Raw genomic sequence first — 21,934 nt, forward strand, 5'->3', positions numbered from 1 at the left:
TTTTTATCTTGTTAAAATAGATACTAAAGTAATAATCAAACTTGTAACGGATATGAATAAAGTCGTGTTCGAATTTGAGGAAGCAGATTGGATTCTTGCTTTATTGTGTTCTACATACACCACGTCATTTTGTTGCAGATAAAATACGGGAGAAGTCAAAGTTTTATTAGACAATAAATTGACTCTATATTTTACTTTCTTATTATTTTCTTCTCTAACCACCAACACATTGTCTCTTTTCCCAGAAATATTTAAATCTCCAGCCAAACCTATAGCATCTAAGATGCTTACTCTCTCATTAGGAATGGTAAAAGTCCCTGGGTTTTTCACATCACCATATACTGTTATTTTAAAATTGGCTATTCTAATATTTATAGTTGGGTCGGCAACATAGTCTGGAGATAATTTTTCTTTTAATAATTGTAGTGCATCCTCCCGAGACAATCCTCCTAACTTTAATTTCCCTAACACAGGAAAATCTATTTCTCCCTTACTATCAATTAAATAAGATTGTTGTTGAGGCGTCCCTACTACTGAATTTGTTGTTGTAGCATATGTTACAGCAGGTAAATTAAAAGGTTTCGTTGCTTCAATATCATCTGAAGACACTGTTATCTGCAACAAATCATCTGGCTTAAAAATAGTTTCAAACTGATTACTTACCTTAGATTGTTCAATTTCATCAAATTGAAAATATGCAATGTCTTTGTTTGAAACACAAGACGTTGTTATCAATATTAAAAAAAGGATCGTTATTTTAACTCTAATCATTTATGTGTGCTTTTTTTTGCGAAAATACTATTTTATTTTAACTTCTTTAAGTTTAACATCTAATATCTCAAATTCAGAGTTATTAGAAACATATTCAGGCACTAATGTCTTCATTAATGCTACAAGCTCACTATTGTTTAGTTTATCAAAATTAAGAGATAAATCATCAATTTTAATTTTAACTATAGAATTATCAATCTTTTGCGTCTTCGCAATCATTATTTTATCATGGTAGGTTTTTGTGGTATTCTCTCCATCTGCTAATAACTCTTCATATAATTTTTCACCAGGTCTTAAGCCCGTTACTTTTATATCAATATCTTCTGGGTATCTTAATCCAGATAAGTAAATCATCCTTTTTGCAATTTCAAAAATCTTCACTGATTTCCCCATATCAAAAATATAGATCTCTCCTCCTTTCCCCATCGTACCTGCTTCTAAAACTAAGCTACACGCTTCTGGAATGGTCATAAAATACCTCGTAATTTTCTTATGAGTTACGGTTAAAGGACCTCCATTTTCGATTTGTCTTTTAAATAAAGGAATTACAGAACCATTAGATCCTAAAACATTTCCAAATCTAGTAATGGTAAACTTCGTTTTTTTAGAAGTTTTACTTACGCAACTAATATATAATTCGGCAATACGTTTAGAAGCTCCCATTACATTGGTTGGATTCACCGCTTTGTCCGTAGATACCATCACAAATCTTTCTATGCCATATTCATTAGACAAATCTGCTAAATTTTTAGTACCTAACACATTTACTTTAATCGCCTCGTAAGGAGATTTTTCCATTAAAGGCACATGTTTATAAGCTGCCGCATGAAAAACTCTTTGAGGCTTGTATTTTTTAAAGATACGCTCTACTTTAAATCGGTCTCTTACATCAGATACAATAGCCACAAAATTAGTAACACCTTTCTGAATTAACTCTTGCTGTAAATCATACAAAGGTGATTCTGCCTGGTCTATTAAAATAATCATTTTACAATTATATAAGCTTAACTGCCTAGAGATCTCACTACCAATAGAACCTGCTGCACCAGAAACCAACACTACTTTATTATTCACCTCTCTTTGTACGACTGGGTTGTCTATAATAATAGGAGCTCTATCCAATAAGTCTTCAATATTAATCTGTCTAATTTGATTTGCATTTAAGTCTCCATCAATCCATTTAGATAAAGGAGGTACTATTTTTACATCAATATCTAAATTTATAAACTTATCTGTAATGGCTAATAATCGATTTGGTTTGATATTCTGAATCGAAATAATAACCTGATCAACGGAATGTTTTTCTATAAATTTTTTATTTATTACATTAGAATTAAAGATCAATACTCGATCAATTTTCTTACCTATTTTATTTTTATTGTCGTCTATAAAACCTACAACATCATAATTGTATTTTTTATCCCTATTTAAAGCATTTAAGGCAATAATACCTGAGTCTCCTGCTCCATAGATTAAAACATTATGAATAGTTTCTATCTCTGTTGATAGAACTTCATAAAAGGCTTTAAAAATGAACCTACTTAAAATAAGTACTAACGTGGTTACAAGATAATGGATAATAATGATTGACTTAGGAATGTAAAAAGAATCGATGACTTTAAAAAAAACATTAAAGGTTACTGCTAACAGCAATAACAAACACACCAATGAACTTGCAATAAAAACATTAAAAGCATCTCGAACCCCCGTATGTCTTATAATCCCTTTGTAAGAACCTACAGTTAAAAAACTGATAAGAGAAAAACCTAAAACAAAAGGTATTTGATTTAATAAATTAGAAAAGTTAAAATTAAAACTTACATTAAACCGGATAAAATAAGCAATAAAAAAAGAGATAAATACCAATGATATATCTATCAATAAAACGAGCCATTTAGACGCATATTTATTTAATGTTCTTAGAAAAAAGTTTCTTATCATTTTTTAGTTTTCAAGTTTTTTTTTTACAAATCTACAAAAATTTCTTAATGGATTCTGAAATTCTCTTTAAATCATTCTTTATTAGATTAGACCCAGATGGTAAACATAGCCCATTTAGAAACAAAGACTCTGCTATTTTGTCTCCATAATACGGAAAATCATTAAAAACAGGTTGTAAATGCATAGGCTTCCATAAGAAACGAACTTCAATCCTATTTTTTTTAAAGAATTCCATCAATTCGTACTTGTCAGCATCAACAACTCTGTTATCAAAGTAAAAACAACTTAACCAATGGTTGGAGGTCACATTTAATGACGTTTCCTTTAAAAAACAAACTCCCGAAAACTCCTTAAAGTAATCTTTATAAAAATCATTAATAGCACGTCTCTTTTGTAAATATTCTTTTAATTTTTTAAGTTGAGAAAGTCCTATAAGTGCTCCAGCAGCGTTCATTCTATAATTATAACCTATTTCTTTATGCTCGTAATGACTTTCTTTTTCTTTGGCTTGTGTTGCATAGAAAAAGGCTTTTTCCTTTTCAGCCTTTGTATTACAGATCAATGCACCTCCTCCTAATGTAGTTACAATCTTATTGTTATTAAAAGAAAGTATTGCAAAGTCTCCAAATGAACCACATTTTTTTCCTTTGTATTCTGCTCCCAAAGCTTCAGCAGCGTCTTCAATCAACATGATATTGTATTTACGTGCAATACAAACTATTTCATCAATTTTGGCAGGCATTCCATACAAATGCACCAAAATTATTGCTTTTGGCTTTTTTCCTTTTAAAATTCTATCTTGTATGGCGAGTTCCAATTGAATGGGACACATGTTCCATGTATCTTTTTCACTATCAATAAAAACAGGACTTCCTTTTTGGTAAATAATTGGGTTGATCGTTGCTACATAAGTGAGTGATTGACAAAGTACTTCGTCTCCCTCTTCTACCCCACATAAAATTAATGCCAAGTGAATGGCAGAAGTTCCAGAATTTAATGCTAAAATACTTTTCTGATGCCCATAGTATTCTTCTAAAGACTTTTCAAATTTCTCTACCATACCAGTATCTATTGAAGAGAAAGAAGTATTCAAATCAATATTTATACGAGACTCCGATAAAGGAATTTTATCATGCATTGTTAACTTTTACTTTTTTAACAAGCAATCTAAAAAGAACAATATAAAGTGTGATAAAAAGTAGAATCAAACTAAAAAACACCATTAATTGAATTGATAGCTCTAATTTATATGTTTTCAAGATAATGAAATTCACCATTAATTGAAGTAAACCATACCCAATAGAAACTTTTAAATGTGATATTTTATACACATCAACTAGTTTTTGATACATATGATGTCTATGAGGATCTAAAATACTTTCATTGGTATATACAATTCTATATAACATTGTAAGGGCAGTATCTGCAGCATATATCAAAATCAATAGTAAAAACATTGGCGAATTTAACGTGTCCATGAACAGAAAACCGATAAAGAAAAACAACATTCCTAAAGCAATACTACCTATATCTCCAGCAAAAAATAATGCTTTTTTTCTAAAGTTATAAAAACCAAAAACAACTAAAGACAACGCTGTAAAAACAATTAAATCTGTATTTACAAAATGTTCATTTAAATTGATAAAATACATACCAGATAATACCACCAAACTATAAATACCTGTAATACCATTAATACCGTCCATAAAATTGAACATATTGATTACTGCAACACCTAAAATTAAACAAAGAATTGAATAATACAATGGAAAAATTGGAAATGCTGCTTGATATAGAATTAAAAAAATTGCTATGATTTGAAAAGGAAAACGAACCCTTGAACTTAAAGTGTATATATCATCTAAAAAACTAACAAATGAAATTAAAAACAGCCCTAAAACAAAAAATGGATATTGAAAATCATTCAAAAAGAAGAACAATAAAATTGCTATCGGAAAAATAATTCCTCCTCCTCTTATTGTTACTTTTGTGTGCGAACTCCTTTCATTGGGTTTGTCTACAATATTAAATTTATGCGCCAACTTTAAATACACAAAAGAGGCTGCAATTAATATACATAAAACGATTAAATTCTTCTCCATAAACTTAAAATGATGCGATTGTTTTTTTGATTCCTTCTTTTACTGATAAAGGTAATTCTTTTTGAAGTGCTTTTTTTATCTTTGAATTAGAAACTTCATAGTTTTCGGTCAGTTTTTGTAATCTTTCAGAATTTACAGGTAATGGCAATACATCTCCTATTTTAGCTAGAATATTGACAAAAAACTTTGGAATATTTAAAACTTTTGCAGGTTTTCCTATTCCATTACCAATTGTTTTAACCAATTCTGTTGTAGATAAAGAAGCATCATCGGCAACATTATAAATACCAGATGGTACTGCTGTATTATCTATCAATTCATTAATAACAAAGCATAAATTCTCTACAGAAACAAAAGATCTTTGATTTTCATATTTCCCAAAAGGATACGGAATTCCTTTAGAAACAAAACTATATAATAAATTTAAATTCCCTTTATTATTAGGTCCATGAATCATACAAGGTCTTAAAATATAAACCCTTTTGTTTTCTGGAATTTGTTTAGATAAGATATAATTTTCTGCAGCTAACTTAGATTTCCCATATACAGTTACAGGATTGGCAGTAACTTCTTCTGTTAAAACACCAACTACCTCATCTGCCGCAGCTTTTACAGAACTCATGTATATAAACACTTCACAATCGCTTTGTAAAAACTGATCGAAAAGTTTTTTTGTCAGATCAGTATTTACCTCAAAGTACGCTGAATCTTCCGAAGTCTTTTTTAAATCGTGTGCTTTACCAGCTAGATGGATACAACTTTTAGCTTTATTTAGTTCTTCTAAGTTTAACGTTTTATAACTAAGCTCAGTCTTTGATGGTTTTCTAGAAATGCCTTTTATTTCTTTATCTTGGTTATTAAGATACTTTACTAAGTTAAGACCTACAAAACCTTTGTTTCCTGTAATGATATGTAAATTACTATGCATCAATTACTTTTTCTTTAAAAATCCTATTATTTTCCAAAAACCTCTTAATTGTACTTTTAAATAACTAAATTTTATATTATTTCTAGACAATGCCTTCTTAATTTCTTTAGAAATTAATTGATAACTACTAAAGCCAGAGCTACTAACTCCACCAATTAACATAGAAGTAGTTGTAATATCAGAAAATTTCCAAGAAATATTATGCTGCAAGAAAAAACGAGTTATTAATTCATAATCTGCACCAATTTTAAAATCTAAATGATAATCTCCAAATTTATCAAATAATTCTCTTTTGAAAAAAATTGCAGGATGTGCAGGCATAAAACCTATTTTCAATTTTTCTGGATTCCAGTTTTTTGCAGAATATTTACGGACCGTTTTTCCTTCTTCATTAAACTGAATAATATTTCCTACAGAAGCATCAACATTATTTTGTAAATGAAAATTAGCTATATTTTCTAGAACATGGTCATCTGTAAAAATATCATCAGAATTTAAAATACCTACCAAATCTCCAGTAGCCATTTTAATTCCTTTGTTCATGGCATCATATAAACCTTTATCTGGTTCAGAAACAGATTTAGATACTATTTTTTCATATTTTTCTACAATCTCTAGAGTAGTGTCTTTAGAACCTCCATCTACAACAATATATTCTATATTATTATACGTTTGGTTTTCTACAGATTTAAAAGTCTTTTCAATTGTTTTAGCACTGTTGTAACAGACTGTAATTATGGAGATTTTCATAAATTTATTCTACTATATTTCGTTTTCTAATCTTAACTGCTGGATTACCTTGATAAATCGAATAAGAATCCAAATCTTTAGTAGCAATAGAACCTACAGCTAAAATTGCATGAGAATGTAGAGTAACACCTGGACAAACTACAGATTTTGCACCAACCCAAGAACCTTCTTCTAAAATAATTTCTCCTAATATTAAATCAAAACTAGATTTTTTATAATCATGATTTCCACAAAGTAGCATAGCTCCTTGAGAGATACAAACATTATCTTCTATTTTGACTTTAGCTAAATTATCTATCCAAACATTTTCACCAATCCAAACATCATTACCTATCTCAAGTAGCCAAGGATATTTAATATTTATATTATTTTTAAAAAAAACCCCACGTCCAATTTTAGCACCAAAAATAATAAGAATATATTTTTTAAGGAAATGAGGAAGAGGCAAACTACTTTTAAAGAACAAAATATTTACAAAAAACCAAATAAAAATTTTTAGCTTATTTCCTGGCTTGTAACTACTATTAGAATAATCCTTTAGATTTATTGATTTTGTATTCATTAATCTAAATGTATAAAATTTGGTTTGTCAGATTCTCCTAACACCCAAGAGTACATTTCTTTTGTATCCTCTGCAATTTTTTCCCAAGTAAACCTACTTTTGACTAATTCATACCCGTTAACTCCTATTTCTGATAATTCAAGATTTTCTTTTAAAAATAAGTCAATTAAAACCGTAGATATATCTTTTGCACTATGATTAATCTCAATAGCAGCATTATTCTCAAATCCTTCAGGTATATTGCATTCCTTGGTCATAACTACTGGTAATTTATAAGACCAAGCCTCAAGAATAGACATTGGTAAGCCTTCACTAAAAGATGGTAAAATAAAAGCATCAGCATTCATTAATTCTTGTTCTTTAATTTCTCCATACACAGAACCTATGAAAGTGACAACTTTTTCTAATTTGTATTTCACACACTTTTCCGTCAAATACTCCTGATGTTTTACTTGATTCCAACCTGCAATTCTTACCTCCCAATTATTTAACAACTCTGAATGAGTTTGATTTATAATATATAATGCTTCTATTAAACTGTCTAATCCTTTTTTAGGATGAATTCTTCCAATGAATAATAAAATTTTCTTTTCATTATTCATTATTCTTTTAAAAACTTGCTCTTCTGGAAGATTAATTCCGTTAGGAATAATTGCTATTGGAACTTTTAGCCCAAAATCACGAATTGCAAGATATTCAGATTTACATAAAGCTTGAATACAACTAGCATTTTTTAAGTTTTTATATTCAAACCAAGACCCTACAAGTTTCTTTTTAAATGATGAATTATTAATTGCCCAATAATCTAACATTCCTCTTGGAGTTATTATATTTACTGAATTATTTAATTTTAAAAACTTTAAAGCCATCTTAGAAGAAAACATCCAAATACCTTGTTGATGAATTATTTGGGGGTTCTTCTTTTTTAATAAATTAAATAAATCAAGTGAAAAACCAAAACTTAATGGACCTCTAACAGTGTAAATTAACATCTTTAAATCAGCCCATGTCTTTATATCTTCCGAGCTAAAAGCATCATTATGAGACAAAATAGAAAGGTCTGTTTGTTTATCTTTATCCAACTCTTTAGCAAGACTTTTTACACTATTAAATAAACCACCTGCATTTCTTGAGTTGGTTCCCATCAACAATAAAACATTAATTTTCATAAAAAAAATTTAATACCTATTTTATACAAATAGATGAAGTTGTAACAAATATATTAATTTGATGATAAAATATTTAATAAATACCCTTCAGTTGCATCATCTTTATTTATAATTTTTCCTGAAACAAAAATACTATTTGATGGTATATTTATATTAACGAATGAATTGGGCGCTATAAGAACATTATCTCCAATAAAGACACCTCCAACAACAACAGCATTTGAACCTATATAAACTTTATCACCTATAGTAGGAGCTCCCATCTTTTTCCCTCTTTTAGTATTCCCTAAAGTAACTCCTTGAAGAATATTACAATTGCTACCAATTACCGTTTTTGAATTGATAACAATACCTTCAAAATGAGGTAACATTAATCCACTACCTATTTTTACTGATAATGGAATTTGATAACCATATTTAAATGAATATTTAGAATATAAAAATTTTAAAACAATCCAAAATGGATTAAAAAAACTTGTAGTTTTTAACTTTCTAAAAATAAATGTAAATCTAAAACCTGGGGTTCTCATCATCTTTAAAAATGAAATAAAATCTATTCCTCCAGAATAACGATATAAATCAGCTTTTAATATATTTGTTAAAATCATATTTTAAATTATTTTAATAAAACATCTAAATACTCATTTATAAATCTTTCTTTAGAGAATAAATTTTCCGCAATTTCCCGACTATTAAGCTGAAAATTATTAAGCTCATCATTATTTAATTCCAACATATTTTCAATGGCCTCCAACATTTCTTTTTTACTAGATGGAGAAAATAAAAAACCATTAACACCTTCCTTTGCAAAATAAATATTATCACAAACATTACTAACTAACAAAGGTTTACCGCATGCAATTGCTTCTGACAAAGTGTTAGAAAAACCTTCATATATTGAAGGTAAACATATAGCATCAAATTTAGTAAACTCTTCAACAACATTAAAAACAAATGAATTAAAAAAAACATTACTTAATTTCATTTGCTTTCTTTTTTCTTCACATTTTAAATAATAAGCAGAATGTTTTGTTGCTTGATTATTTAAATCGAAAAATTTATTTCCAAACCAATGAAACTCTACATTATGACCCTTTTTATTTAATTCAGATACTACTTCCAAGAATAATAGTATATTTTTTTGAGAATGATATCTTGCAAAAATTCCAATTTTAAATTTCTTTTCTCGATCTTTTTTTTCAAAATTAAAGATATTAATATCTGTATAATTAGTAATTGTTTTTATTTTATTATTCAGAAAAGGCGCATTCTTATTAATAAAATCAGTTTGACTAATAGAATTAGGAATTATTTTATAAGCTAATCGGTATAAATTAAACCTGAATTTTGTAGATAAATTATAGTTTTGAGAAGTATTACGTTCTGATACTACTATCTTAGTTTTGTTTCTTAATATTTTAACTAATACTGAAATTATATTTGGAGTATCTCCAAATGACAATATAACATCTGGTTTTTCACTTAAAATACTTTTAATAATATTAATAACCTTTTTTATTTTACCTTTTTTATTAATAGAAATTCTATGAACTATTAAACTTTTATCATAATCTGTTTCTTCTGAATAGTATGTTAAGACGGTAGGTTTTATTGCGTGCTCATTCATTAGTTTTATTAGCATTACCATTTGTCTTTCTGCTCCACCTGTACCCAAAGATGGAATTAAACATAAAATTTTTTTATTTTTCATCACTAAATAACTTATTTAATATTTTCTTTATTTGTTTTGTTAAAAAAATTAAACATACATGAAAATCTTTGTCTTGAGCCAAATTATTTGCCCCCTCCGTATCACTCTTTCTGAACCACTGTATTTTAATAATGGAGTAAAAATGACACCACTATTTTGTAATAAATTTTTCGTCCGTCAATTTAAGTAAATACTTTTGTTTTTCAAGATTAGACATTGACTTAATGTTTAAATTATACTTTTCAACCCTAGAGTAAAGTTCATTTACATTTCCAACTACTTTACCGGGATTGCCTGCTAAAATACAATCATTCTGTACTGATTTAGTAACAACTGTTCCAGCTCCAATTATAACATTATTCCCAATGGTAACACCTGGCATTATTAATGCACAATTTCCAATATAAACATTATTTCCAACTTTAATTTTCCCAAAGTAGTCGAATTCAGGATTTACTTCACGAAACATCCAACTTCCACCATGATTAAAAAACCTTACATCCGCAGTAATTTGAACATGATTTCCAATCTCAATTAAATAAGGTTCACTCCCAAAGTAATTAATTGCAATACTACAATCTTTTCCAATTTTCACTCCTAAAGTACGAGCATAATCTACAGGGTGCAACACTTTAATTTTATAAAATCTGTATAAATATTTAAATACTCTAAAAACCATATTATTATTATTATTATTATTATTATCAATTTTTCTTAAAAGAATCTAAGTACCCCATTAATAAGCTTCAAAATAATTTATTATTTATATATGTATTCTTTTTAATTTTGATTTTAGCTATATTTACTATTACAAAATACACTTAATTCACATCCAAATTAGCAGAAGCATTTGGTACTATTAGTACACAATTCACTATTTTCATATTAGTAACTAAATTTGTATATGCAGTAAAAGTATACTTCATCTCTTGCAAAATCAATATACTACCTATTCTAGATTTACCACTCTATTTAGCACATAGTCTGTAAGAAAAATAAATTTAACACAGAACTTGCTAATAAATAATAAAAAAAACACTTATTCGTTACTCCAACAACATACCGGTATAAATCCATTTTTATCATATTATTATTTTATACCTTCCTTAAAATTAAAATTATTAAACAATGATAATACGATATATATATATACACACAACTTCAAATTAAACAATAACATAGAACGAGACAGGTATATTGAAAAACATAAATACACAATTATAAAAACATGAAAAAATAATGAAACATGATTCCTTTCCAACATACTTCTTTCGCATTTCCGTAAAAAGACCCCAAATACAAACATCCCCATAACAACACCTAATATACCCAAATCTAAATATAAATCTGCAATACAAGAAGACCCTAATTCATATGTATAAAACTCACCAAACACAGTCCATGTAATAAACTTACCCGAGTTAATATATTTATAGGAATTGTCATCAAAGATTAAGTTTTTTAAATTGGTACCAAACGGTATGGCTCCTAACACCAATTGACTCTGAAACTGACCATAAAAAAAATCATGTTTATCAGGAACAGTGGCTAAAGCAATATGAACCGTCTTTACAGAAGTTGCTAATTCTTTGGTAGAAGAAGAAATAGAATTTTCTGATTCTCTATTTAAATTTACGTAATCGCCACTTAATGCTATAAAGAAACGTTCGCTAAAAGAAAGTTCCTTATCCATTAGTCTTACTTGTCCTAAAACAGTAATAATAAAAGCACCAGTTATAAGTAAAAAGGTAATACTTTTAAAACTGTATTTCTTTTTAGTAAGAAAAATGTAGTTTGATACATAGCACAAAAAAACACTCATGATAGGTCCTCGATCACCACTAGCTAAAACTCCAATCAAATAAATAATAACTGTACTATTAAAAAGTAAGCCTTGTGCTTTTACGAAATTTAAAAAAGAGTATTTTTTTTCTAAAATATTGCCACTGTAACCTAAAATATTTCTAGTATTTTGTATTAATACAGCAAAAAGACATATTTGAAATCCAAATTCTGCGTAAATTGTAATAGGATCTAAAACAGCAGAAGCGTAAAACCCTGCTAAATACAAAGGATTAACAGTAGCATAAAATACAACTAAAAAAATTAATGCTAAATATGTTAATAATAAGGTACTAGATTTTTTATATATTTTATTTTTTGGTATTTTATGTTTTTTAAAAAAAAAAATAAAATACCCTAAAAAAAAAGCAATCAGACCAACCAGAGACAAGATAAAAGCCTTATTAATTACATTAATATCATACCAAACATATGTATTATTTTTTGTTGTGTTAGATAATAAATAATCCATATAAAACTGAAAGTGAACAATTACAAAACCTAATACAAATAAGTTTGAATGTTTTAAATATTGCTTTTTTAACGAATCAACCTTTTCTTTTCTAAGAATAAATATTCCTAAAATAATAAATAGTACACCAAAATTTATAATAAACAATTCCTTGTCCATACCATCAGGATAGATAAAATATAGAACGATAGCCCCAAAAAGAAGTATTACTAAAATAATGATTCTCAACATAACTCTTAAAAAATTTATTTTTTTATAAGAAATTTCAGTATTTTGTTTCCTCCAAAATATTTTACTAAAACAATTACAAGTAATAAAAAATAACTAATTTTAAATAGTAAATTATCTTCTAAAAGATACGTAAAAAGGCAGTATGTAAAAGAAATAATTGATAAAATAATTAATTCGTCTTTAAATTCTACAGGCAAACTAAAAAAGGAATTAACTTGTTTTCTAAAAACAATAGTTAACAATAAACGCCCTACAAATATTGATATAAAAATAGCTGTAATACTTGAATAATACCTATATGTTATAATACCTAATAAAAAGACTAAAACAGTGCCAATTGCACCATATATTACTTTCTTTTTAATATCAAGAGTTAAGTCTTTAATTTGACTATCATTTCTAAAAAGCAATAGCTGAATCATAATTAAAACCATTAAAAAATTATTAAAATCACCTAAATAATATTCTTTACCTACCCATAGTTCTACAAAAATATTATTAAATAAAATTATACCACATCCAAACGCTATGGCAATAATTCTTAGTGCTTGTTTAATATTACTTATCACTTTAGCTGCGTTAGAGAAATCTTTTTGTCCTACTAAATTACCTAAAGTAGGTATAAAAGCACTACCTGTTAGTAAAGCAACAGGAATAACTAATTGAACTACGTATGCACTAAAAGAATATTTAGTAACTTCAACTGGATTAATCAAGTACCCAATTAAGAAAATTTCTGTTGACAAAAATAACCTTTCAATAAAAACCCAAAGTAACACCCAAAAACTAAAATTAAAAAAAACATCTACCTCTTCTTTTTCAGGTTTTTTTATACCAAACCAAAGAATGTTTTTTCTGCAAATTATATAAATTATAAGGCCATTTAAGATTAAAATAAATGTTGAAACTCCAGCTAAGCCTATAATTCCATATCCTAAATAAGCTGTTAGTAAAAACAAACAATTCATTAATACAGTTGTAAAGGTCTGAACGAAATTTAATTTAAAAACATTGTTGGTTCCTATTAAAATTGAATCTGGAATAGTTAATAAAGGCGTTATTATTAAATTAATACCTAATATAAAACCCGTGATTCTTACTATAGAGACATATTCCTTTGGAATATCATTCATTAGACTCGGCAAATAATATACCATAAGTGCTACTACGACAAGAGTTAAAGGCATAAAATAGAAACTTACTTTAAGAGCACTTCCTATTAAACGTTTTTTCTTATCAAAGTCTAAATCTGACTCAGAATTAGCTATAAATGATTTTAAAGCTTGACTTGAACGACCATCTGCTACTGAAGTAATTGATAAAATTTTTTGAATCGATTTCCAAATACCAAAATTCATATCTCCTAGAAACCGAACCAATAGTGGGCTTATTATAAAAAGGACAAATGAATTGATAAATAAATTCAAATAAGCACTTAAAGCATTTAATTTAACCTTTTTTTTATAGTCTTCCATTGTCTATCTTTTCAATAAATATTATCAAACAAAACTGGAGTTTTTTATTTAGTAAATAAAAACTCACCAAACACCTAAGTGTGTATAAAACATACAGTTCTGTTAATTAAAAAAAATATTAGTAGATTTTTCTAAAAACTACTAACTATTATACTTTTTTATTTTAACCCTTTTTATTTATTTTGTAATAAATTATATATTGTGATAATTTTTAAACCATTCTACAAATTCCTGGACTCCTTTTTCTATCTTAATACTACTACTATAACCTAATTTTTCAATTTCAGAAACATCAGCCCAAGTTTGCGGAACATCTCCTGGTTGCATCGGTAAGAATTCTTTTTTTGCTTCTACACCAAAACTAGTTTCTATGGCTTTAATAAAATCTCCTAAAGATTGCGGACTACCATTACCTATATTAGAAACTCTATATGCTGGTTTATCTGCTGTTTTTTCTGGCGGATTTGCTAATAGTATTTCAATACCGTTTACAATATCATCTATATAAGTAAAATCTCTACTCATATTTCCATTATTAAATACCTTTATTGGACGTTCTTTAGAAATTGCATCTGCAAATAAATAAATTGCCATATCAGGTCTTCCCCAAGGTCCATAAACCGTAAAGAAACGAAGCCCTGTAGTAGGTACATTAAATAAATGGCTATATGTATGTGCCATTAATTCATTACTCTTTTTAGTTGCTGCATATAAACTTATTGGATGATCTACATTGTCATCTGTAGAGAAAGGTGTTTTTTTGTTGGTACCATACACACTAGAACTACTAGCATATAGCAAGTGTTGAATATTATTGTTTCTACAGCATTCTAAGATATTTAAAAAACCAACAACATTACTATCTATATACGTTTCTGGGTTTTCTATACTATAACGAACACCTGCTTGAGCTCCTAAATTTATAACTACTTCAAATTTTTCGTTCTTAAAAAGTTTAGGTAAATTATCTCTATCTTCTAGGTTCATTCGTACAAACTTAAACGATTGTTTATATGTACTACTTGCCGATTCTTTTAAATAAATTTCTGAATCTTCTTTAGAAATACCTAATTCATTTAATCTAGCATATTTTAAACTTACATCATAGTAATCATTAATATTATCTAGACCAACAATAGTGTGTCCCTTAGCTAATAATGCTTTAGATAAATGAAAGCCAATAAAACCTGCCGCTCCTGTAACTAATATTTTCATTTTCAATTCTAATATAATTTAATAATGTATAAAATAATCTTAATAACTATTTGATTAATGATTACTCTGCCTGTTTCAAAATCTCATGACCAGCTTTCAATAAATCAACATCTTTTCTCATTAATAAAACATCACCTTTCATCATGTCTTTTACCAAAGAAGCTAAATCGTGTTCTGGTACCCACCCTAATTGATTCTTTGCTTTAGAAGGATCTCCAATCAATAAATCAACTTCTGTTGGACGGAAGTAAGTAGGGTCTACAGATAAAACTTCTTTTCCTATTTCTACTTGAAAGTCTTTATGATTACATGCTACTACATATGCTTTTTCATCTACACCTTCTCCCTTAAATGCTACCTCTATACCCACTTCACTAAAAGCCAAACGTACAAATTCTCTTACAGTAGTGGTAACTCCGGTTGCAATTACCCAATCTTCTGGTTTATCTGCCTGTAAAATCATCCACATCATACGAACATAATCTTTCGCATGTCCCCAATCACGTTTTGCTTCTAAATTACCTAAGAACACTTTTTCTTGTAATCCTAATGCAATTTTAGCTACTGCACGTGTAATTTTTCTTGTTACAAAAGTCTCTCCTCTTCTTGGAGATTCATGGTTAAATAAAATACCATTACAAGCGTACATATTATATGCTTCTCGATAATTTTTTGTGATCCAAAAACCGTAAATTTTTGCGACTCCATAAGGAGAACGAGGATAAAATGGAGAAGATTCATCATAAAAACCTTTTTCATTTTTGTTTTCTGGCATTCCTCCGTATAATTCTGAAGTGGAAGCTTGATAAATTCTTGTTTTCTTTTCTAACCCTAAAATTCTTACTGCTTCTAAGATTCTTAAAGTTCCTAATCCATCTACATTACCTACATATTCTGGAGTATCAAAAGAAACTGCTACGTGAGACATCGCACCTAGATTATAAATTTCATCTGGTTGACATTCTTGAATAATACGCGTCAAGTTCATTGCATCTGTTAAATCTCCATAATGCAATTTTAATCTTTGATCAGGATCATGTGGATCTTGGTATAAATGATCTATTCTATTGGTGTTAAAAAGAGAAGATCTTCTCTTGATACCATGTACGATATATCCTTTTTCTAATAATAACTCTGCTAAATAAGACCCATCCTGTCCTGTAATTCCTGTAATTAATGCTACTTTTTTCATAGTTGTTTTTTGTTCGTTGTTCGTTGTTCTAAAAACAAACTACTTTAAAGAACTTATTAATTTATATAACATCATTTTTATTCTTGTGCAAAGGTCAAACAATTTAATATATTGTTCATTAGAAATATACTCTAAATCTTTTGCCAAAAACAATTGATAATTTGCTTCTTCTAAAGAGCCTTTAGCAATATATAAAAACTGAATAAATTCCTTTTTATATTGCCTCCCTTGCCCTTCTATTATATTTGTTGGAACACTACTAGAACTTCTTCTTACTTGATTGGTTAACCCAAATTTTTCTGAAGAAGGAAAGTTTTTTGAAACTTCGTATACATCAAGAGTTAACTGATGCGCTAATTTCCAAACCTGTAGTTTACATTCCATTTTTTTCGTTGTTCGTTACTCGATGTTCGTTTATCGATGGACGGTAAACGGCAAACGATAGACGATAGACGATTTTTAAAGCTTGACTTCTTTAAAGTTTTCTATATTTTCTAAAAACCAAGTATACGTTTTCTCGATTCCTTGTTTTAAATCAACTTTATGCTTCCAACCTAAGTTGTGCATTTTAGAAATGTCCATCAACTTTCTTGGTGTACCATCTGGCTTATCAGCATCCCAAACAATAGTACCTTGATGTCCTGTTACTTCTTGAATTGTTTCTGCTAATTCTTTAATCGTCAAATCTTCTCCAGTACCTATATTGTATAAATACTCTGGTAGTTTATTTTCTAAAGCGTAGACTACAGCCTCTGCCATATCATCTACAAATAAAAATTCACGCATTGGCGTTCCACTTCCCCATAAAACAACATCTGAATGGTTGTTGTTTTTTGCTTCGTGAAATTTACGAATCATTGCAGGTAACACGTGAGAAGATTTTAAATCGAAATTATCATGTGTACCATATAAATTTGTAGGCATTAAGCTTACATAATCTTTTTGAAATTGTTTTCTAATTGCCTGACAAGCTTTTACACCTGTAATTTTTGCAATAGCATACCATTCGTTAGTAGGTTCTAAAGAATCCGTTAACAAATACTCTTCTTTTAATGGCTGTGGTGCAAACTTAGGGTAAATACAAGAACTGCCTAAAAATATAAATTTATCAATTCCTGATTTTAATGCACTGTCAATTAAATTATTTTGAATTTGCATATTCTCCATCAAAAACTGGTATGGAAAATTATTATTCGCTAAAATACCACCAACTTTAGCCGCAGCATCAATAACAACTTCAGGTTTCTCTATATGATAAAAATCAAGAACTGCTTCTTGATTTTTTAAATCTAATTCTTTACTGGATCTCCCTATTAAATTGGTATACCCTTTCTTCTCTAAAGTTCTCCATACAGCAGAACCAACCATACCTCTATGACCAGCAATATAAATTTTTGTATCCTTATTCATATAATAACTATATTATTTTCCTATTTGAAAATATTCAAATCCTTTTTCTTCTAAATTAAAAGCATTGTATTGATTTCTACCGTCAAAAATAATAGGATTCTTTAATTGTTGTTTGATTTCTACAAAATCTGGAGAACGAAATTCTTTCCACTCTGTTAACAAAATCAATGCATCTGCATCTTGTAAAACTTCGTATTTAGAAGTACAATAAGTTATATTTTTTGCATCTTTTAAATAAAATTCTTTTGCTTCTTCTACCGCTTTAGGGTCATAAGCCTTTACTTTTGCTCCTCTTTTTTCTAATTCTTTAACAATGTAAATTGCCGGTGCCTCTCTCATATCATCTGTACCCGGTTTAAAAGCCAATCCCCATAAACCGAAAGTCATGCCTGATAAATCTTCTCCAAAACGTTTAACAATTTTATTTGCAATTACTAATTTTTGAGCATCATTCACGTTTTCTACAGACTCAATTAGGTTTGCTTTATATCCGTTTTCTTCTGCAATTTTCTTTAAAGCTTTTACATCTTTAGGAAAACAAGAACCTCCATAACCAGCACCAGGATAAATAAAACTATACCCAATACGTTTGTCTGATCCAATACCTATACGAACCATATTTGCATCTGCTCCTACTCTTTCACAAATATTAGCAATCTCATTCATAAATGAAATTTTTGTTGCCAACATGGTATTTGCTGCATATTTTGTCATTTCAGCAGAACGGATATCCATTGCAATAAAACGATCATGGGACATACAAAACGGGTGGTATAATTGTTTCATTAAATCCGTTGCATATTCATTATCTGACCCTACAACCACCCTATCAGGCTTCATAAAATCACCAATCGCAGCTCCTTCTTTTAAAAACTCAGGATTAGAAACGACACTAAACTCTATCGCTTCTCCTCTTTTATCTAATTCAGCTTGAATAGTCGCCTTTACTTTATCGGCAGTACCAATTGGCACTGTAGATTTATCAACAACTATTAATCTTTTTTGCATGGTTTCACCAATAGATTTAGCCACCGCTAAAACATATTGTAAATCTGCAGAACCATCATCTCCCATTGGCGTACCAACAGCAATAAAAACAATTTCTGCATCACTGATAGCTTCTCCTAAGTCAGTTGTAAAAAACAAGTTTTTATTTTTTACATTTTTTAAAACCATTTGTTCTAAACCTGGTTCAAAAATTGGCAAAACACCTTCTTTTAACTTTTGAATTTTCTTTTGATCTATATCTACACAAGTTACTTTATTCCCCATTTCGGAGAAACAAGTTCCAGACACCAACCCAACATAACCTGAACCAACTACAGTAATATTCATACTATTTTTTTTTAATTTATTTTTAATTTTCTTTCTTTTACTTATGATTGTAAACTATTCCTGTTAAAAAAATAACATTCAAATTTACTTTTAGGACAAATAAGTTTCACACAATATTTGACAACAATTAAAGCTATAAAAAAACACTTATAAATAAATGCTTCTTTTAACCTAATTATTTTTCAACAACCAAGATGAAGATTGTATTTTATCACCTAAACCATCAATTAAATCAATATTCAATTCTTTACAAATAGGTGCTTCTGGAATTGAATTATTATCTTGATCTCCACCATTGGCAAAACCTAATTGATACTCTTTTCCGTATTTCTCATGAATCGCACGTATAGAAGTACAAACTGTTCTATCGTTATCTACAGAAATCATCGCTTTATCTACAGATTTAATGTTCTCTACAATAAATAAACGCTCTTCTTCTTTTTGAAATTCTTTAGAACCTTTTAATCCTCTTTGAAGATCACTATTAACGATTACAAACAACTCATCTGCCAATGCCTTTGCATTATTAAAATACTCCAAATGTCCTTTATGAATTGGGTTAAAATATCCTGATACTATGATTAGTTTTTTCATATATTTTGCAAATATAAATTAAATTATTCCACGGTAAATAGGTGTTTTCACGCTATTATTGACGAAATATTAAATCATTCTAAAAATGAAATCTTTTCACCAGAATATGTAAAACACTTATTTCTCTTTCTTTTTTAAATTCTCTTTTTCTTGTACCTCTTTACGAAGCCCACTACTAGAAAAACGGTGTTCTCTTTTATTGAAGTATAAGTCAATTCCTTTTTCTTCACAATACTTTCTACCTGTAAATTGTTTGCTAGCGTACTCATCTCCTATAACTCTAACATCTATTTTAAAAGATCTTAAAATATCTTCTAAATCTTGTTCTGTTGCATAAGGAACAATCTCATCTACGTATTTACACCCTTTTAGTTGAATGTATCTTTCTACGACTGACTGTACTGGCATATTCTTTTCCGGACGATCTAAAGTAGGATCTGTCTGTATACCACAAATTAAATAATCACATTGTTCTTTTGCATCTTCTAACATTTTTACATGTCCTGCATGAAATAAATCAAAAGCACTAAAGGTTATCCCAACTTTCATAAGTTTCTTTTTTTTGAGCAAATATATGTTAATTATTTAAAAAAAAAAGGTTCTTCCTAAATAGAAGTAATTTCAACGTTAAATATAATAAAAATGAAATAAAACAATAAAAAAAACATAAAAACCTCATAAAAAGCGACTTATATTAAACATCTAACAAAATTATATTTATAAGGTAGTCAGAGAGTTCATACTTTCATAGTTCACCCTAAAAAAAACATTACATATAAAAAACATAAAACGAATTGTATAAAGAGAAGTAACCGCTTTACTTACCTGCTAATAAAAAAGTTTAAAAGAATCGCTCTTTCAAAAAAAAGAAAGTTTCAATAAATTATTTTTATTCAATATTTAATCATTTATGAACACCACAAAAATCTAAAATCACTTTATCTCCATCTACAGGCAATGTTTTAAATTCGTTATCCGCAACAAATTTGGTTTCATTAAACACAAATCGAAATCTGGAGTAATATCAAAAAAACTTAAAACCTGATCTAACATTTCTCTATGTTGCCCTGTAACGCAAACCTTTGTTTCAAACCTCTTATCGGCTAAAAACTGATTTACTAAAGGTGCCATTTTAATAGCTTCTGGTCTTGTTCCGAAAATGAATAGATTCTTTTTTTTCATTATTTTTATTCAAAATAATTTGATATAATAGTTCTAATTTTTAAGATGATACCTTAATCTTTAATAACGACTATATATTTTGTAAATAAACTGATTTTGAGCTATAAAACCCTTTTTACTTAACAAACAAGTGTTTTTCACCTAATGTGCTAATCGCTGTATTTCTAATATTATGAACAATTTTAATAGATTCTTCAGACTCTTTTAATCCAAATCCGTTTCCTTTTAAAATTTGCTCGTAACTCTTGGTGTGTAAATCTGTAAAACCAGCACTAAACTCTAATTCTTGATCATCTATAGTAATGGATCTAAAAGTTCTTTGTCCTTTTTCTTTAATTTCTTGCGGTAAATCTTCTTCATTTATTGATAAAAACCAACGCACTCTAGCATTTTTAAATTCTAAATACCCTGCTGATTTATCTTTCTCTCTAAGATGCACTATATTTTCTTGAATTTCTCCAAAAATCCATGAAAGCATGTCATAAAAATGAACTCCAATGTTGGTTGCAATTCCTCCTGATTTACTTTCATCTCCTTTCCAAGAAATATCATACCATTTACCTCTAGAGGTAATATATGTTAAGTCAACATCATATTTACCTGCTTTATTTTCTAACGCAACTTTGTTTTTTAAAGCAATAATACTTGGATGTAATCTTAATTGTAAAATTGTATTTATTTTTTGCCCAGATTCTTTTTCGATATCTTTTAAAGCATCAACATTCCAAGGATTTAAAACTAAAGGTTTTTCACAAATAGCATCTGCTCCTCTTCTTAAAGCCATTCTAATATGAGAATCGTGCAAATAATTTGGTGTACAAATACTTACATAATCTAAATGCGTTCCTCCTCTTTTTAACTTTTCTATATGACGATCGAACCTTTCGAATTCTACAAAAAAATCTGCTTTTGGAAAAAAACTATCCATTACACCAACACTATCAAACTTATCTAAAGCTGCTATTAGCTGGTTATCTGTATCTTTAATCGCTCTTAAATGTCTTGGCGCAATATATCCTGCAGCACCTATTAATGCAAAATTTTTCATTTCT

Annotated in this window: 21 protein-coding genes and 1 pseudogene; all 22 read right to left on the reverse strand. The window is 28.4% G+C overall.

The window, feature by feature from the left end; translation table 11 throughout:
• Nucleotides 1-3: 3 nt before the first annotated feature.
• The 22 genes and pseudogenes from WG945_RS06660 to WG945_RS06765 all read right to left on the reverse strand — a co-directional run bounded on the left by WG945_RS06660 (nucleotide 4) and on the right by WG945_RS06765 (nucleotide 21,930).
• Complete coding sequence (locus WG945_RS06660; protein WP_082864176.1) at nucleotides 4-771, reverse strand: polysaccharide biosynthesis/export family protein; 768 nt, start codon at nucleotides 769-771, stop codon at nucleotides 4-6.
• Nucleotides 772-798: 27 nt separating this feature from the next.
• Nucleotides 799-2,712, reverse strand: a complete 1,914-nt coding sequence (locus WG945_RS06665) for a polysaccharide biosynthesis protein (RefSeq protein ID WP_068448620.1) — start codon at nucleotides 2,710-2,712, stop codon at nucleotides 799-801.
• A 31-nt stretch (nucleotides 2,713-2,743) separates the two neighbouring features.
• A complete protein-coding gene (locus WG945_RS06670; protein ID WP_068448621.1) occupies nucleotides 2,744-3,850 on the reverse strand; it encodes a DegT/DnrJ/EryC1/StrS family aminotransferase in 1,107 nt (368 codons plus the stop codon).
• Nucleotides 3,843-4,814 carry an MraY family glycosyltransferase gene (locus WG945_RS06675; protein WP_068448622.1) on the reverse strand — a complete coding sequence of 324 codons (972 nt, stop codon included), beginning with the start codon at nucleotides 4,812-4,814 and terminating at the stop codon, nucleotides 3,843-3,845. Before WG945_RS06675 ends, WG945_RS06670 begins: the two co-directional genes overlap by 8 nt.
• 4 nt (nucleotides 4,815-4,818) lie before the next feature.
• Complete coding sequence (locus WG945_RS06680; RefSeq protein ID WP_068448972.1) at nucleotides 4,819-5,742, reverse strand: NAD-dependent epimerase/dehydratase family protein; 924 nt, start codon at nucleotides 5,740-5,742, stop codon at nucleotides 4,819-4,821.
• A 3-nt stretch (nucleotides 5,743-5,745) separates the two neighbouring features.
• Nucleotides 5,746-6,492: a glycosyltransferase family 2 protein gene (locus WG945_RS06685; RefSeq protein WP_068448623.1), complete on the reverse strand. Its 747-nt coding sequence runs from the start codon at nucleotides 6,490-6,492 to the stop codon at nucleotides 5,746-5,748.
• A gap of 4 nt (nucleotides 6,493-6,496) precedes the next feature.
• Entirely contained in the window at nucleotides 6,497-7,054 is a 558-nt protein-coding gene (locus WG945_RS06690; RefSeq protein ID WP_068448624.1) for a WcaF family extracellular polysaccharide biosynthesis acetyltransferase, read from the reverse strand.
• Nucleotides 7,054-8,223: a glycosyltransferase gene (locus tag WG945_RS06695; RefSeq protein WP_068448625.1), complete on the reverse strand. Its 1,170-nt coding sequence runs from the start codon at nucleotides 8,221-8,223 to the stop codon at nucleotides 7,054-7,056. The genes WG945_RS06690 and WG945_RS06695 overlap by 1 nt, the downstream gene beginning before the upstream one ends.
• A 53-nt stretch (nucleotides 8,224-8,276) precedes the next feature.
• Complete coding sequence (locus WG945_RS06700) at nucleotides 8,277-8,831, reverse strand: serine acetyltransferase (protein WP_068448626.1); 555 nt, start codon at nucleotides 8,829-8,831, stop codon at nucleotides 8,277-8,279.
• An 8-nt stretch (nucleotides 8,832-8,839) separates the two neighbouring features.
• On the reverse strand, nucleotides 8,840-9,934 hold the full coding sequence (locus WG945_RS06705) for a glycosyltransferase (protein WP_068448627.1): 1,095 nt from the start codon (nucleotides 9,932-9,934) through the stop codon (nucleotides 8,840-8,842).
• A gap of 151 nt (nucleotides 9,935-10,085) precedes the next feature.
• The gene (locus tag WG945_RS06710) at nucleotides 10,086-10,565 is read right to left on the reverse strand and encodes an acyltransferase (RefSeq protein WP_231874583.1); all 480 of its coding nucleotides are present in this window, start codon (nucleotides 10,563-10,565) and stop codon (nucleotides 10,086-10,088) included.
• A gap of 459 nt (nucleotides 10,566-11,024) precedes the next feature.
• Nucleotides 11,025-12,479: an O-antigen polysaccharide polymerase Wzy gene (wzy, locus tag WG945_RS06715; RefSeq protein WP_082864177.1), complete on the reverse strand. Its 1,455-nt coding sequence runs from the start codon at nucleotides 12,477-12,479 to the stop codon at nucleotides 11,025-11,027.
• A gap of 14 nt (nucleotides 12,480-12,493) precedes the next feature.
• Nucleotides 12,494-13,954 carry an oligosaccharide flippase family protein gene (locus WG945_RS06720; RefSeq protein WP_068448630.1) on the reverse strand — a complete coding sequence of 487 codons (1,461 nt, stop codon included), beginning with the start codon at nucleotides 13,952-13,954 and terminating at the stop codon, nucleotides 12,494-12,496.
• A gap of 192 nt (nucleotides 13,955-14,146) precedes the next feature.
• Entirely contained in the window at nucleotides 14,147-15,169 is a 1,023-nt protein-coding gene (locus WG945_RS06725) for an NAD-dependent epimerase (RefSeq protein WP_068448631.1), read from the reverse strand.
• Nucleotides 15,170-15,230: 61 nt separating this feature from the next.
• Nucleotides 15,231-16,361, reverse strand: a complete 1,131-nt coding sequence (gene gmd / locus WG945_RS06730) for a GDP-mannose 4,6-dehydratase (protein ID WP_068448632.1) — start codon at nucleotides 16,359-16,361, stop codon at nucleotides 15,231-15,233.
• A gap of 39 nt (nucleotides 16,362-16,400) precedes the next feature.
• The gene (locus WG945_RS06735) at nucleotides 16,401-16,745 is read right to left on the reverse strand and encodes a four helix bundle protein (RefSeq protein ID WP_068448633.1); all 345 of its coding nucleotides are present in this window, start codon (nucleotides 16,743-16,745) and stop codon (nucleotides 16,401-16,403) included.
• Nucleotides 16,746-16,820: 75 nt separating this feature from the next.
• A complete protein-coding gene (locus WG945_RS06740) occupies nucleotides 16,821-17,771 on the reverse strand; it encodes a GDP-L-fucose synthase family protein (RefSeq protein ID WP_068448634.1) in 951 nt (316 codons plus the stop codon).
• Nucleotides 17,772-17,783: 12 nt separating this feature from the next.
• Complete coding sequence (locus tag WG945_RS06745) at nucleotides 17,784-19,106, reverse strand: UDP-glucose dehydrogenase family protein (protein ID WP_068448635.1); 1,323 nt, start codon at nucleotides 19,104-19,106, stop codon at nucleotides 17,784-17,786.
• Between the two features lie 171 nt (nucleotides 19,107-19,277).
• Nucleotides 19,278-19,700, reverse strand: a complete 423-nt coding sequence (locus WG945_RS06750; RefSeq protein ID WP_068448636.1) for an adenylyltransferase/cytidyltransferase family protein — start codon at nucleotides 19,698-19,700, stop codon at nucleotides 19,278-19,280.
• Between the two features lie 117 nt (nucleotides 19,701-19,817).
• Nucleotides 19,818-20,249: an adenylyltransferase/cytidyltransferase family protein gene (locus WG945_RS06755; protein ID WP_025562360.1), complete on the reverse strand. Its 432-nt coding sequence runs from the start codon at nucleotides 20,247-20,249 to the stop codon at nucleotides 19,818-19,820.
• Between the two features lie 435 nt (nucleotides 20,250-20,684).
• Nucleotides 20,685-20,882, reverse strand: a pseudogene (locus WG945_RS06760) (UDP-N-acetylglucosamine 2-epimerase (non-hydrolyzing)); the annotation flags it as partial.
• A gap of 115 nt (nucleotides 20,883-20,997) precedes the next feature.
• Nucleotides 20,998-21,930 (reverse strand): Gfo/Idh/MocA family oxidoreductase, encoded by a 933-nt coding sequence (locus WG945_RS06765; RefSeq protein ID WP_068448638.1) that lies wholly within the window; start codon nucleotides 21,928-21,930, stop codon nucleotides 20,998-21,000.
• Nucleotides 21,931-21,934 lie beyond the last annotated feature (4 nt).

Source organism: Polaribacter atrinae, from assembly GCF_038023995.1.
Classification (GTDB): Bacteria; Bacteroidota; Bacteroidia; order Flavobacteriales; family Flavobacteriaceae; genus Polaribacter; species Polaribacter atrinae.

Coding starts and splice junctions, on each gene's coding strand:
- WG945_RS06755 (WP_025562360.1), bottom strand. CDS start 20,249: ATGAAAGTTGGGATAACCTTTAGTGCTTTTGATTTATTTCATGCAGGA.
- gmd (WP_068448632.1), bottom strand. CDS start 16,361: ATGAAAAAAGTAGCATTAATTACAGGAATTACAGGACAGGATGGGTCT.
- WG945_RS06680 (WP_068448972.1), bottom strand. CDS start 5,742: ATGCATAGTAATTTACATATCATTACAGGAAACAAAGGTTTTGTAGGT.
- WG945_RS06685 (WP_068448623.1), bottom strand. CDS start 6,492: ATGAAAATCTCCATAATTACAGTCTGTTACAACAGTGCTAAAACAATT.
- WG945_RS06740 (WP_068448634.1), bottom strand. CDS start 17,771: ATGAATAAGGATACAAAAATTTATATTGCTGGTCATAGAGGTATGGTT.
- WG945_RS06660 (WP_082864176.1), bottom strand. CDS start 771: ATGATTAGAGTTAAAATAACGATCCTTTTTTTAATATTGATAACAACG.
- WG945_RS06705 (WP_068448627.1), bottom strand. CDS start 9,934: ATGAAAAATAAAAAAATTTTATGTTTAATTCCATCTTTGGGTACAGGT.
- WG945_RS06665 (WP_068448620.1), bottom strand. CDS start 2,712: ATGATAAGAAACTTTTTTCTAAGAACATTAAATAAATATGCGTCTAAA.
- WG945_RS06675 (WP_068448622.1), bottom strand. CDS start 4,814: ATGGAGAAGAATTTAATCGTTTTATGTATATTAATTGCAGCCTCTTTT.
- WG945_RS06695 (WP_068448625.1), bottom strand. CDS start 8,223: ATGAAAATTAATGTTTTATTGTTGATGGGAACCAACTCAAGAAATGCA.
- WG945_RS06765 (WP_068448638.1), bottom strand. CDS start 21,930: ATGAAAAATTTTGCATTAATAGGTGCTGCAGGATATATTGCGCCAAGA.
- WG945_RS06735 (WP_068448633.1), bottom strand. CDS start 16,745: ATGGAATGTAAACTACAGGTTTGGAAATTAGCGCATCAGTTAACTCTT.
- WG945_RS06670 (WP_068448621.1), bottom strand. CDS start 3,850: ATGCATGATAAAATTCCTTTATCGGAGTCTCGTATAAATATTGATTTG.
- WG945_RS06750 (WP_068448636.1), bottom strand. CDS start 19,700: ATGAAAAAACTAATCATAGTATCAGGATATTTTAACCCAATTCATAAA.
- WG945_RS06720 (WP_068448630.1), bottom strand. CDS start 13,954: ATGGAAGACTATAAAAAAAAGGTTAAATTAAATGCTTTAAGTGCTTAT.
- WG945_RS06690 (WP_068448624.1), bottom strand. CDS start 7,054: ATGAATACAAAATCAATAAATCTAAAGGATTATTCTAATAGTAGTTAC.
- WG945_RS06725 (WP_068448631.1), bottom strand. CDS start 15,169: ATGAAAATATTAGTTACAGGAGCGGCAGGTTTTATTGGCTTTCATTTA.
- WG945_RS06700 (WP_068448626.1), bottom strand. CDS start 8,831: ATGATTTTAACAAATATATTAAAAGCTGATTTATATCGTTATTCTGGA.
- WG945_RS06745 (WP_068448635.1), bottom strand. CDS start 19,106: ATGAATATTACTGTAGTTGGTTCAGGTTATGTTGGGTTGGTGTCTGGA.
- wzy (WP_082864177.1), bottom strand. CDS start 12,479: ATGTTGAGAATCATTATTTTAGTAATACTTCTTTTTGGGGCTATCGTT.